The following is a 12,712-nucleotide window of genomic DNA, read 5'->3' on the forward strand; positions in this document are numbered from 1 at the left end:
CCGGTGAGGGGGCTTTTCTCAATTTGTGGCGAGTGAGGGATTCGAACCCCCGAAGTCTAAGACGGCTGATTTACAGTCAGATCCCTTTGGCCGCTTGGGTAACTCGCCAGTGCGCACCCGCCCGGCTTGTACAGTCGACCGGAGACGCGATTATCGATCTTACCCTCGATCAGCGGTGGTCAGAAATCGACGGCTCCGCGGGGCGGGTCACGTCCCGATCCGGTCGAGATCGATCCCCTCGACCGACGATGGCAGCCTCAGCAGCGCGCCCTCGAAGCGGCAGGTCGCGGCGGCGACGTCCATCGCGTGCTCGAGGAGCGCGCCCCAGGCGTCGGCGTCGCTCGGGGGGTTCTCGATGAGCCCTGCGACGGTCGTCGCGAACGCGGCATCCCCTCCCCCCATCGTGTCGACGATGCGGCCCGGAAGCGACGAGATCGGCCGGGTGACGACGTCGGGGCCCGCCTCGATCGCGGCGCCGGCGGAACCCTGCGTCGCGAGGACGGCCTCGACGCCCAGGTCGACGAGCCTCGCGCGCAGCGCGTCGAGAGGCTCCCCGTAGAGAAGGGTCGCGTCGTCCTCGCCCACCTTCACGAGCGCCGCGCCGGCGGCGAGCGACTCGAAGCCGCGGAGGAACTCCGCCCGGTCGCTCATCATCCCCGAGCGGGGGTTCGGGTCGATCGCGAGCCGGGTTCCGGCATCCCGAACCGCCTCGGCGAACTCGAGCGTCTGCGCGACGTCGTCGAAGGGGAAGCAGCTCACCACGGCGAAGGGCGCGTCGGCGAGCGCCGTGCGCTCCGCCTCTCCGAACCGCACGCGGCGCTTCTGGGCAGCCTCATTGAAGACGTACGTCGGCTCGCCGCCACCCGTGCGGGTGCTGACGGCGCGTGACGATCCGTGCAGCGACGGCGTCTCGATCAGGTCGACCCCGAAGTCGCGGAGGTAGGAGCGGATGTGGTCGCCCGCCTCGTCGTCGCCCACCATCGCGATGAGCGTGGCCGGCACGCCGAGCCGGCTGAGCCCCACCGCGACGTTGAGCGCGGCGCCGCCGACGAATTCGCGCACGCCCGTGTCGTCGCGGAGCTCGTCGATGAGGGCGTCGCCGACCACGACGACACGGCCGGTCACGCGGCGACTCCCTCGAGGACGCGGCCGACGAAGGCCTCGGTGCGGCGCCTCGTGCCGTCGATCTTGAGGTCGACCGAGCCGCGCACCTCGCTCGGCGCGAGCGGCGCGGCGAGGCGCACGTTCTCATGGCACGACAGGTCGCGGCAGATGTACGTGCCCACGCTGTCGCCGTGATGACCGCTCGCGCCGGCCTTGCGCGCCGTGAACAGGGTCACCTGGTCGGCGGGCTGCATCGTGTGGCACAGATTGCACATGGCCGACCGCGCGCGGGGATTGCCCTCGGCGGCGCGCAGGACGATGCCCGTCGGCTCACCCTCGACCTCGGCGATGAGATAGCCGCGCCCCCGCGTGCGCGGGTCCCGCCACGCGAAGAAGTCGAGGTGATCCCAGTCCGTCAACAGGAAATCGGGCGGCAGCGCGACCAGCTTCAGGTCGTCGGGGCCGGCATTCACGAATGTCGCACGGACATCGTCCTCGGTCAGTGGCCGCATGGATCCTCCTCGCCGTGGGCGGTCCCCAGTCTACGAAACGCCCCGCCGAGGGGAAGAGGATGGATGCCGGCTCCCGCCGCACGACGTCATGTCACCGCCAGTCGAGCCGGGCCGCGACGGCATCCGCCGCGCGAGAGGGGAAGTCGGGCCAGCCCGGCTCGAGTTCCGCCCGCGCGAGGTCGAAGAGCGCCCGCGCGGCATCCTCGACCGGCTGCGCGACCGCCTCGGCGATCCGCGCCGACCACTCCGGGAAGTCCTGCTCGAACCGCCGCATCGGATCGATCGTGTCGCGCGCGCTCGTCGACACGTCCGCGTGGCGGCCGCGCACGACCCGCACGAGCAGCCGCACGGCCCAGCCGCGAACGAAGTCGCCGCCGTTGAGCACTTCGCCCCGGCGAGCACGGCCCGTGCCGATCAGCAGCTTCACGAGCACGAGCTTCATGTCGGTGACGGGGTCGAAGGTGTCGGCCGCCGCCGCGCGGGCGCGCGACTCGTCGAGGAGCCGACCGACCGTGCGGTGCTCGTCGTCGACCGCGACCGTCGCGGCCTCGGCGAGCGCGCCGTCGAGTTCGGCGGCATCCGAGAACGCGAACTCGAAGACGTGGCCGTCGTCGTAGACGGCGACGAAGCCGATCTCGCCCTCGCGTGCCGTGAGCACGATGCGATCCGGGTCGGGCAGCCACGACAGGTCGGGGCGCAGCATCCGCCCCTCCCCTTCGCGGGTGATCGCGAAGAAGTCGTGATCCGACCACTCGTCGCGCCGCGCAGCGGCCTCGTCCGAGGCCGAGCCGAGCAGCACGATCCCGGCGAACTCCGGCCGACTGCGCACGCCTTCTGCGAGGCCTCTGCTGAGATCTTCGAAACGCTCCGGGGTCGCCATCTGTCCTCCTGGGGTGAGGAAGGGGGATGCCGCGGCCCGCGGCATCCCCCTTCCGTGGTGTGCTTCAGCCCTTGGTCGCGCCCGCGGTGAGTCCGCCGACGATGTACTTCTGCAGGAGCAGGAACACGATGACGACGGGGATCGCGGCCATCACGGCACCCGCGGAGAACGCCGACCAGTCCGCGTAGCGCGGGTTGGAGACGAGCTTCGTGAGACCGACGACGAGCGTCTGCTTCTCCGGATCGATCAGCAGCACGCTCGCGATCATGTACTCGTTGATCAGGCCGATGAACGAGAGCAGGCCGACGACCGCGAGGATCGGCGCGACGAGACGCAGGATGATCGTGAAGAAGATGCGCGCGTGCCCGGCCCCGTCGATCTTCGCCGCCTCGTCGAGCTCGCGCGGGATCGTGTTGAAGAACCCGTACATGAGGTACGTGTTCACGCCGAGGGCGCCCCCGAGATAGATGAGGATCAGACCGCTCAGCGTGTTCAGTCCGATCGCGGGGAACCAGTCGCTGATCGCGCTGAACATGAGGAAGATCGCGACAACGGCGAGCATCTGCGGGAACATCTGCACGACCACGATCGTGATGAGGCCCACGCGGCGGCCGCTGAACCGCATGCGCGAGAACGCGTAGGCGGCGAGGGCGCCGATGAACACCATCGAGAACCCGGTGACGAGCGCGACGATCATCGTGTTGAGGAACCACTGCGCGTAAGGCACCTGCGGGTTCGTCAGCATGCGCACGTAGCTCTCGAGGCTGATCGACGAGAAGAGCTGATTGCTGCCGGTCAGCGTGCCGTTGGCGTTGAGCGAGGCCGACAGCACGTACACGAGCGGGAAGATCGCGAAGATCGACCCCACGATCGCCACGACGTGGCGCCAGCCCGTGTCGCGGAACCACTTTCCGAACCGGCGACGGCGGGCGGGCTTCACGACCTTCGGCGACGGCGCCATGCCGCCGACTGAGGTCTCGAACTGCTCGGCGGCGCTGCCGCCGGCGATCGCGGCCGACGCCTTCCGGGTGACGGTCTTGTCCGGGTGGGCGAGGCGGTTCTGGGATTCGGACATGTCAGCTCAGCTCCTCGAGCGCCTTGGTCCTGCGGAAACTGATGATGGCGATGACGGCCACGACGATGAAGATCAGGATCGTGAACGCCGACGCGAGTCCGTAGTCCCGGTTCTGCCCCGTGAAGGCCACCTTGTAGACCATCGAGATCAGGAGATCCGTATGGCCGACGGGGATCGTCGCGTCCTCGAACCTCGGCCCGCCGCCGGTGAGCATGTAGATGAGGTTGAAGTTGTTGAAGTTGAACGCGAACGACGCGATGAGGATCGGCGCCACCGTCACAAGCAGCAGCGGCAGCTTGATGCGGCGGAAGATCTGCCACGGGCTGGCGCCGTCCATGACGCCGGCCTCATTGACCTCTTCGGGGATGCCCTGCAGCGCGCCCATGCACACGAGGAACATGTAGGGGAAGCCGAGCCACAGGTTGACCAGGAGAACCGAGAACTTGGCCATCCACGGGTCGGTGAGCCACGGGATCTCGGCCCCGCCCAGCAGCACCTGGTTGATGAAGCCGAAGCTCTTGTTCATCATGCCGGCCCACACGAGCGCACCGAGGAACGCCGGGAACGCGTACGGGAGGATCAGCATGATCCTGTAGCCGTTCTTGAAGCGCATGCGCTTGTTCTGGAACAGCATCGCCAGGAGCAGCCCGAGGAAGAACGTCGAGGCGACCGAGACGATCGCGAACACGAAGGTCCACAGCGTGACCGCGATGAGCGGACCGCGGATGGATGCGTCGGTGATCGCTCGCACGAAGTTGTCGAAGCCCACGAAGACCTGCCAGCCCGGCAGCAGCTGCTCGCCGGACTCCGAGGTGAACGCGCCCTCGCCGGTGTCGGTGTACACCGTCCCCGTGGCGGTGTCGGTCATCGTGTCGGCGTCGGCGTCGTACACGAGCGTCGAGGTGTAGAGGTAGCCCTTCTGGCCGTCCTGGGTGCGGATCGCACCGTCGTTGGGATCGCTGCTGTAGGGCACGGCGAGCTGCTCGACCTCGGTGCTGCGTCCGAGCACCTCTGCGAAGGTCAGGCTGGTCCAGCCGTCCACGGCGACGGCCTTGCCGCCCTCCATCGTGGCGTCCACCGGTTCGAGAGGCTTCTGGTTCGTGCCGAGGGATGCCTCGCCGTCGGTCGGGTCGGTGACGAGGAGGCCCAGTTCGCCGACGCGCTCGACGACGGTCACCTCGAACGTCGGGGAATCCTCGACCCGCACGAGCGAGGACCGCATGAGCGATGCGATCGCCTGGTCCTTCGTGCCGTTGTGGCCCGTGCCGTAGTTGGTGAAGCCGATGTAGGCGGTGTAGGTGAGGGTGAAGATCTGGAAGACGACGAGCAGGATGATGCCCGGCGTCAGGTATTTCGCCGGGATCGCGCGGCGCGAGAAGTAGATCCAGTTGACGAGGATCGTGACCGCGGTCACCAGGGTCAGCACGAGCCACTCGTTGTGCAGGAAGAGCACGAAGACGGCGTACAGCGCGACGGCGTCGACGATCGCGAGCAGCGCGATCTTCAGCGCCACCCAGCGCAGCCTGCCGCCGGCGGCGTCCGCGATCCGCGCGGCGCTGCGCTGACGGGGGGTCGGCGTCTTCTCGGCCGTCTCGGCCTGGAGGGTGTCGGTCATGGAACGTCCTCGAAGTCGGGACCGGGACGGATGCCGCGGCATCCGTCCCGGTCGCCTGTCACGGTTGGGAACCGCTGTCTTACTTGATGGCCGCGCTCACGTCGTCGACGAGCTTCTGCCAGGTGGTGGTGGGGTCGGCGCCGTTGATGATGGCGGCCTCCGCGATGCCCCAGTACTGCCAGACCGAGCCCATGGCCGGGATCGCCGGCATCGGGACGGCGTCGGCGCCGACGGCCTGGAAGCCGGCGATGATCGGGTCGCTCGCGGCGGTGTCGGCAGCGGCGGTGAGGGCGGGCAGCACGTTGCCGGCCTTGAAGAGGTCGAGCTGGACGTCCTCGGTGCCGATGTAGTTGACGAGGAAGTCGTTCGCCGCCACCTTGTTGTCCGACTCCGAGCTCACGAAGAAGCCCTTGACGCCCGCGAAGGGCTGCGCGGGTGCGCTGGTCGGGCTGGGGATCGGGTCGATCGCGACGTTGATGCCGGCGTCGGTCGCCGCGCTGACGTTCCACGGGCCGGTCAGCCAGAAGGCCGCCTCGCCGGAGAGGAACTTGGTCTTGGCGATGTCACCGTCGATGTCGGTGTTGAAGTTGCCCGCGGCACCCTGCGCGCCGAGCCAGTTCGCGAACTCGAAGCCGCCCGGGTCGCCCATCTGCAGGTCGGTCGGGTCGTAGTTGCCCTCGGCGTCGGTGCCGAACACGGGAGCGCCGAACGCCGTCTGGAAGGGGTACAGGTGGTACGGGTTGCCCTCGGTGCCCTGCTCGACCACGAACGGCGTGGCGAGGCCGGCGGCCTGGCCCTTGCTGATCATGTCGTCGAAGCTCGTCGCCGGCTCGGCGATGATGTCGGCGTTGCGGAGGATCGCGATGTTCTCGACCGCGTAGGGGAGCATGTAGACCGTGCCGTCGTAGGTCGAGGCCTGGAGGGCGACCGGGAGGTAGCCGGAGGCGCTGTCGCCGAGCTCGATGGGGGCGACGACACCGTTGGTCGAGAGCTCGCCGAGCCAGTCGTGAGCGCCCATGACGACGTCGGGGCCCTTGCCCGTCGGCGCCTGCTGGATGAAGTCGTCCTTGATCTTGCTGACGTCCTTGCCGACGAGGTCGACCTTCACGCCGGTCTTCTCGGTGTACGCGTCTGCGGCGCCCTTGAGCGCGTCGACGCGCTCGGAGTCGACCCACACGGTCAGCGTCGACGAGCTGGAGTCCGTCGCCTTGGGGTCGGATGCCGTGCCCGCGCAGCCGGCCAGGCCCACCGTCACGGCGACGACGCCGCCGAGTGCGAGCCAGCTCTTCTTGTTCACCTTCATCGGTGCATGCCTCTCTGGAGTGCTGGGAGTGAGTCGGCCGCTCTGCCGAATCGCGGCGTCGCGGGGTGAGGACTCGATGCTTGCTCGGAATGCAAGCGCTTACATTGTTATCACGCGATCGCGATCGGTCAAGTACAAGAGGCCGCATTCGATATGCGTTCGTGATCTGCCGCATCCTCCGCAAGCGCTTCCAATCGGAGGTTTTTGCAAGCGTTTGCAGTTCGCCGGCGCGGGATGCGGTCCGGGATGCCGCGACGACACTCCGCGGCGGACTCGGGATGCCGTCCGGATGCCGCGAGGAGACTCCCCGGCGGACTCGGGATGCGCTCCGGGATGCCGCGACTAGACTCCCCGCATGGCTGATTCCTCGTTCGACATCGTCTCCAAGATCGACCGTCAGGAGGCCGACAACGCTCTGAACCAGGCCCGCAAGGAGGTCGAGCAGCGCTACGACTTCAAGGGCACGGATGCATCCATCGAGTGGAGCGGCGAGCAGATCCTCATCAAGGCCAACAGCGAGGAGAGGGCGAAGGCCGTGCTCGACGTCTTCCAGTCGAAGCTCATCAAGCGCGGCATCTCCCTGAAGTCGCTCGACTCCGGCGAGCCCGTCGCCAGCGGCAAGGAGTATCGCATCACGTCCTCGCTCAAGGAGGGCATCTCGCAGGAGAACGCGAAGAAGATCGGCAAGATCATCCGCGACGAGGGGCCCAAGTCCGTCAAGTCGCAGATCCAGGGCGACGAGCTGCGCGTGCAGTCGAAGAGCCGCGACGACCTCCAGGAGGTCCAGCGCCTGCTGAAGGCGGCCGACCTCGACGTCGATCTGCAGTTCGTCAACTACCGCTGACTCGGGTGCGCCGGCGGGGAGCTCCTCGGCCGGCGGGCCCGCGGTCCGTGCTGCGGTCAGTGAACCGGCATCCCTCCGGTGACGGCGATCGTCTCGCCGACCACATAGCTGGCTTCCTGCGAGGCGAGGAACACGAAGGCCGGAGCGAGCTCGACCGGCTGCCCGGCGCGTCCCATCGGCGTCTGAGCTCCGAACTCCTCGATCTTCTCGTTCGGGACGAACGCCGGCTGCAGAGGCGTCCATACCGGCCCCGGTGCGACGCCGTTCACGCGGATGCCGCGCTCGATCAGCTGCTGGCCCATCGCGCGGACCCAGTTGGCGATACCGGCTTTCGACACGGCGTACTCCGCCAGCGACGGGGACGGATGGAAACCCTGGACGCTCGAGGTGGCGATGATGGCGGCGCCCGGCTCGAGGTGGGGTGAGGCCGCCTTCGTGAGCCAGAAGAGCGGGTAGATGTTCGCCTCGAGGACGTGGTCGAGCGTCTTCGTCTCGAAGTCGTCGATGCTGTCGACCGTCGGCATGGTCCCGGCGTTGATGACCAGGATGTCGAGGCCCCCCAGCTCGTCCACCGCCTGCGTCACGACCTGCTCGTCGACGGACTCCTCCTGGAGATCGCCCGGCAGCAGCACTGCCGTGCGGCCTTCGGCGCGGATCAGCTCGGCCACCTCCTCTGCCTGCTCCTGCTCGACGGGGAGGTAACTCAGCGCGACGTCCGCGCCCTCGCGCGCGAACGCGATCGCAACCGCACGGCCGATGCCCGAATCGGCGCCGGTGATGAGCGCTTTGCGTCCGGGCAGCCGTCCTTTGCCGATGTAGCTCTTCTCGCCGTGATCCGGCGCAGGATCCATCTTGCGGATGTCGCCGGGGCCCTCCTGCTGCTGCGGCGGGAAGGGCGGTCGCGGGTACTGGCTCGTCGGGTCCTGGGCGGTGTACATGTCGGTCATGCCCAGACGATAAGCCGCGACCCCGGCCTGCCGTTTGGGGGTTGCGTCGAGCGGTCCTGAGGCATATTCGGTGTCACCGATCCCTCGAGCTTCTGTGCCGGCGTGGCGGAAAGGCGCCCGTCGCGCAACCCCTGCCCGCCGCCGAGGCGGGCGCCCTACCGTGGCAAAGGTGAGCAGCTCTGGCGATCAGACCCACGGAGCCGTGCCCCCGCTGCGCTCGTATGCACCGATCGGCGACGGGCGCACCGTGGCGCTGATCGGACTGCGAGGGCAGGTCGACTGGATGCCGATCCCCGACCTCGACTCCCTGCCCGTGTTCGCGCGACTGCTCGACGACGAGACCGGTGGATGCATCGAGCTCGCGCCCGTGGAGGAGTTCACGGTCAAGCGACGCTATGTCGCGGAGACCAACGTGCTGCGCACGACGTTCACGACCGCCCGCGGCACGGCCACCGTCACAGACGCCCTGGTCACGGGCATCGCGGGACGACTTCCCTGGGCCGAGCTGGCGCGACGCATCGACGGGGTGAGCGGCGATGTCACCTTCGCCTGGCGGGTCGCACCCGGCACCGCGCTGGGCACGGCGTCACCGTGGATCGAGCGCACGGAGCGGGGCCCGATCATCCGCACCGGCGACACCACGATCGCCGTCACGGGGAGCGATCACGGGCCGCGCGCCCGGCGCTCCGATGCGCCGGCAGCCGTCGAGCTCGCGGGGAGATTCACGACCTCCGCGGATTCGCGTCACCTGCTGATCGTCGTGGCGACCCACGACGAGCCGCTGCACATCCCGGTGGCGGAGAACGTGGACAGGAGCATCGATCGCACGATCGCCGGGTGGCGCACGTGGTCGCGCGAATTCGCCTATGAGGGGCCGTGGAGCTCCGCGGTGCAGCGCAGCGCCCTCGCGCTGAAGCTGCTCATCTTCAGCCCGACGGGTGCCATCGCCGCCGCGGCCACGACGTCGCTTCCCGAGAGCCCGCGCGGCGGCAAGAACTGGGACTACCGCTTCGCCTGGATCCGCGACCTGGCCTACACCGCCCACGCGCTCGTCGGCTTCGGACTGCGCGAAGAGACGCACGCCGCCATCTCCTGGCTCGTGCGCACGATCCGTGAGAACGGGCCGGAGCTCCACGTGTTCTACGGGCTGGACGGAAGCGTCCCCGCCGGTGTGCACGAATACGACGCTCCGGGATGGAACCTGATCCGACCCGTCGTGACCGGCAATCCCGCCCAAGGCCAGCTGCAGCTCGGCGTGTACAGCGACCTGTTCGCGATCTGTCGCACGTACGTCGACGCCGGCAACGTGCTCGACGTCGCGACCGCGCGGATGCTCACGCAGGTCGCCGACCGCGTGTGCGACGTGTGGCGCAACCCCGATTCCGGAATGTGGGAGCTGGCGGAGCAGCGGCACTACACCTCGTCGAGGATGGGATGCTGGCAGGCGCTGCGAGACGCCGTCCATCTCGCCCACGCCGGCCAGCTGGACGGGAGCGCCGAGCGATGGGGCGCCGAGCAGGCGCGCATCGCGGACTGGATCCACCAGAACTGCTGGTCTGCTGACCGGCGGAGCTATGTCATGCATCCCGGCACCGATGATCTCGACGCCTCGGTGCTGCTGCATGCCATGAGCGGCTTCGATCGCGGCGAGCGGATGTCGCAGACGATCGACGCTCTGACGACGGAACTCGGTTCGGGGGCGCACCTGTTCCGGTACTCGGGGGTCAAGCGCGAGGAGTTCCCCTTCGTCGCGTGCAGCTTCTGGCGCGTCGCCGCCCTCGCGTGTGTCGGACGTGGCGACGAAGCCCGCACGCTGATGGACGCGCTCGTCGCGGACGCCAATGACGTGGGCATCCTCGCCGAGATGATCGACCCGGCGACCGGAGACTTCTGGGGCAACCTCCCGCAGGCGCTGAGCCACCTCGCCCTCATCACCGCTGCGCTCGCCGTCCGCGACCTCACGGAGCGGGAGGAATGACTCGGGCTCGGCATCCCGAACCGGATCGTCACCGGCGGTGACCTGGGGACCGTCTGAGCGCATCCCGCTCATCGTCGTCGGCTGCCGCCGGGCGCGGCCCCGCCGCACGAACCATCGCTAGCCTGAATCCGTGCGATTCGGAACCTTCATTCCCCAGGGCTGGCGATTCGATCTCGTGGGCATCGATCCCGCGGAGCACTGGGCGGTGATGAACGGGCTCGCCGAGCGCGCCGACGCCGGGCCATGGGAGTCGCTGTGGGTGTACGACCACTTCCACACGACGCCGGTTCCCAGCGACCAGGCGACGCACGAGGCGTGGACGCTCATGGCGGCCTTCGCCGCGTCGACCAGCCGCATCCGCCTCGGCCAGATGTGCACGTGCATGGGGTACCGCAATCCCGCCTACCTCGCCAAGGTGGCCGCGACCGTCGACATCATCTCGGGCGGCCGCGCCGAGATGGGCATCGGCGGCGGCTGGTACGAGCACGAGTGGCGGGCCTACGGCTACGGATTCCCCGAGATCCCGCAGCGACTCCGGATGCTGCGCGAGGGCGTCGACATCATGCATCAGGCGTGGACAACCGGGAGCGCCACACTCGACGGCCGGCACTACCAGGTCGACGGCGCGATCGTCCGTCCGCTCCCGCTGCAGGAGGGCGGCATCCCGCTCTGGATCGCCGGAGGTGGCGAGAAGGTGACGCTCAAGATCGCCGCCCAATACGCGTCGTACACGAACTTCGCGGGCTCGCTCGACGACATCGACCGCAAGAGCGCCGTCCTGAGGGGCCACTGCGACGCGATCGGACGGGACTTCGCCGAGATCACGAGGTCGTCCAACTTCAACACGATCGTGGGAACGACGGAGGCGGAGGCGCGCGAGCGGCTCGCCATCGTGAAAGAGCGCCTCGTGCCGCACGTCGGCCACGAGCGCGCCGACCACATCGAGCGCGACTACCTGGACTCCCCCGCGTTCGGGTCGACGGAGCAGGTCGCCGAGCGGCTCGCGGAGCGCCGGCGGCATGGCATCGACTACGCGATCCACTACTTCCCGGAGGCCGCGTACGACCCCTCGGGCATGGAGCTGTTCGAGCGCGAGGTCATCCCGGCGCTGTCCTGAGTCAGCGCCGATCGCGCGTCGGCTCGCGGCTCCCCCAGTCGGCGATCGGCCCGCCGTTCGGCCCGTGCGCGCGGACGAAGGCGGCGTGCACCCGCTCGCAGGCGATCTTGAGCGAGGTCGCCCACCCGATGACCTCGCCGCGGTACACGGTCTTGTAGCGCACGTCGGCGCCGTTCATGACGCGGCGGATCTCGATCTGGCCGTACGCGCGGCCCTGCGCGTCGAGCATGCGCCACGTGCCCGTGGGCCCTTCGACCGCGCTCAGGATCGGGTGCCAGTCGGTCATCGCCCGGAGATTCCTTCCTCCGGCCGATACGTCGAGGCTACGCCGATCCGCCGACATCCGTCAGGGCGTGTGTCACTCGAGTGCGCCCCGCGTCAGCCACCCCTCCAGCGCGCGGTAGGCGGCATCCCGAGCGTCCCCTCTCGAGAGGAAGACGTCGTGGATCGCGCCGTCGATGCGGGCGATCGTCACGGCGCGGCCGATGCGCGTCGCCGCCTTGGCGATGTCGTCGACGACGAGCACCGAGTCGGACGACGACATGGCGTCGCTCCACGTGAGCTGCAGGGCGGAGTGCGCCGACAGCAGGACGAGCGCGGGGCATCCCACCTCGATGCCGAAGGCGACCTGCCGATGCCCCTCGAGGATCGCGGCGAACCAGGCGGGGTGCGTCGGGAACCCGAACTCGGGCCGCCACTCGTCGCGGTAGCCCTCCGCCGGGAGCACTCCCACCTCCCGCTGCGCTCTCGTGTAGAAGCCGAGGTCGACGGCGGGATGCGAGCCCCGCGGATCCCACCGCGCCCGCGCCTGCACGAGCGGTGCGAGCGCCTGCCGGCCCATCGCGCCGAGCTGCAGCTCGAGCCACGGGCTGTTGAGGACGAGCGCCGCGACCTCCCTGGGATGCCGGGCGGCCCACAGCGCGAGCGTGAGACCGCCGGTCGAGTGCCCGAGCAGCACGAGCCGCCGTCCGCGGCGACGGCCCATCGCGTCGAGAGCCGCGGCGATGTCGGCGTCGTAGTCGCCCAGGTCGGTGATGAAGCCGGGCGTCTGCCCGGGACGCAGGCTCCGGCCGTACTTCCGCAGGTCGAGGGCGTGGAACCGGGCGCCCAGGCCATTCCAGAAACGGGCCTGCGCCGGCTGGAAGAAGTAGTCCGACCAGCCGTGCACAGACAGCACGTCGACGTCGTGCAGCGGTCCCAGCACCGAGCGGAGGGGATTCGGGATGCTGCGCACCAGCGTCGCGACGATCGGCCCCTCGTCGTCCTCCCCGAGCATCAGCGTCCGCTGCTCGAAGCCCTCGCCGAGGATGTCGGGCGCCCACTCGCCTGCCATGCGC

At 69.1% G+C, this 12,712-nt stretch carries 12 protein-coding genes and 1 tRNA gene; 3 read left to right on the forward strand and 10 right to left on the reverse strand.

What is annotated here, in order from left to right:
- Nucleotides 1-26: 26 nt before the first annotated feature.
- From AAIB33_RS11735 to AAIB33_RS11765, 7 genes are all read right to left on the reverse strand, one after another.
- Nucleotides 27-108, reverse strand: a tRNA-Tyr gene (locus AAIB33_RS11735).
- A 99-nt stretch (nt 109-207) separates the two neighbouring features.
- Entirely contained in the window at nt 208-1,125 is a 918-nt protein-coding gene (locus AAIB33_RS11740; protein ID WP_345800141.1) for a PfkB family carbohydrate kinase, read from the reverse strand.
- A complete protein-coding gene (locus AAIB33_RS11745) occupies nt 1,122-1,616 on the reverse strand; it encodes an FBP domain-containing protein (RefSeq protein ID WP_345800142.1) in 495 nt (164 codons plus the stop codon). The genes AAIB33_RS11740 and AAIB33_RS11745 overlap by 4 nt, the downstream gene beginning before the upstream one ends.
- A gap of 91 nt (nt 1,617-1,707) precedes the next feature.
- Entirely contained in the window at nt 1,708-2,496 is a 789-nt protein-coding gene (locus AAIB33_RS11750; protein ID WP_345800143.1) for a hypothetical protein, read from the reverse strand.
- Nucleotides 2,497-2,560: 64 nt separating this feature from the next.
- Nucleotides 2,561-3,457, reverse strand: a complete 897-nt coding sequence (locus tag AAIB33_RS11755) for a sugar ABC transporter permease (protein WP_345803427.1) — start codon at nt 3,455-3,457, stop codon at nt 2,561-2,563.
- Between the two features lie 115 nt (nt 3,458-3,572).
- Nucleotides 3,573-5,186, reverse strand: coding sequence for an ABC transporter permease subunit (locus AAIB33_RS11760; RefSeq protein ID WP_345800144.1), 1,614 nt, complete (start codon nt 5,184-5,186; stop codon nt 3,573-3,575).
- A gap of 79 nt (nt 5,187-5,265) precedes the next feature.
- Complete coding sequence (locus AAIB33_RS11765) at nt 5,266-6,489, reverse strand: maltose ABC transporter substrate-binding protein (RefSeq protein WP_345800145.1); 1,224 nt, start codon at nt 6,487-6,489, stop codon at nt 5,266-5,268.
- A gap of 355 nt (nt 6,490-6,844) precedes the next feature.
- Between AAIB33_RS11765 and AAIB33_RS11770 the strand changes: the two genes are divergently transcribed.
- Complete coding sequence (locus AAIB33_RS11770) at nt 6,845-7,333, forward strand: YajQ family cyclic di-GMP-binding protein (protein WP_345800146.1); 489 nt, start codon at nt 6,845-6,847, stop codon at nt 7,331-7,333.
- A 56-nt stretch (nt 7,334-7,389) separates the two neighbouring features.
- Here the strand turns inward: AAIB33_RS11770 and AAIB33_RS11775 are convergent, their stop codons facing one another.
- Entirely contained in the window at nt 7,390-8,280 is an 891-nt protein-coding gene (locus tag AAIB33_RS11775; RefSeq protein ID WP_345800147.1) for an SDR family oxidoreductase, read from the reverse strand.
- 169 nt (nt 8,281-8,449) lie between these two features.
- Between AAIB33_RS11775 and AAIB33_RS11780 the strand changes: the two genes are divergently transcribed.
- Nucleotides 8,450-10,258 carry a glycoside hydrolase family 15 protein gene (locus AAIB33_RS11780; protein WP_345800148.1) on the forward strand — a complete coding sequence of 603 codons (1,809 nt, stop codon included), beginning with the start codon at nt 8,450-8,452 and terminating at the stop codon, nt 10,256-10,258.
- 130 nt (nt 10,259-10,388) lie between these two features.
- Entirely contained in the window at nt 10,389-11,375 is a 987-nt protein-coding gene (locus AAIB33_RS11785; protein WP_345800149.1) for an LLM class F420-dependent oxidoreductase, read from the forward strand.
- 1 nt (nt 11,376) lies between these two features.
- Here the strand turns inward: AAIB33_RS11785 and AAIB33_RS11790 are convergent, their stop codons facing one another.
- Nucleotides 11,377-11,661, reverse strand: a complete 285-nt coding sequence (locus AAIB33_RS11790; RefSeq protein WP_345800150.1) for a hypothetical protein — start codon at nt 11,659-11,661, stop codon at nt 11,377-11,379.
- 72 nt (nt 11,662-11,733) lie between these two features.
- Nucleotides 11,734-12,708, reverse strand: a complete 975-nt coding sequence (locus AAIB33_RS11795) for an alpha/beta fold hydrolase (protein ID WP_345800151.1) — start codon at nt 12,706-12,708, stop codon at nt 11,734-11,736.
- Nucleotides 12,709-12,712 lie beyond the last annotated feature (4 nt).

Source organism: Microbacterium sp. AZCO (assembly GCF_039614715.1).
In the GTDB taxonomy this organism is placed as follows: Bacteria; Actinomycetota; Actinomycetes; order Actinomycetales; family Microbacteriaceae; genus Microbacterium.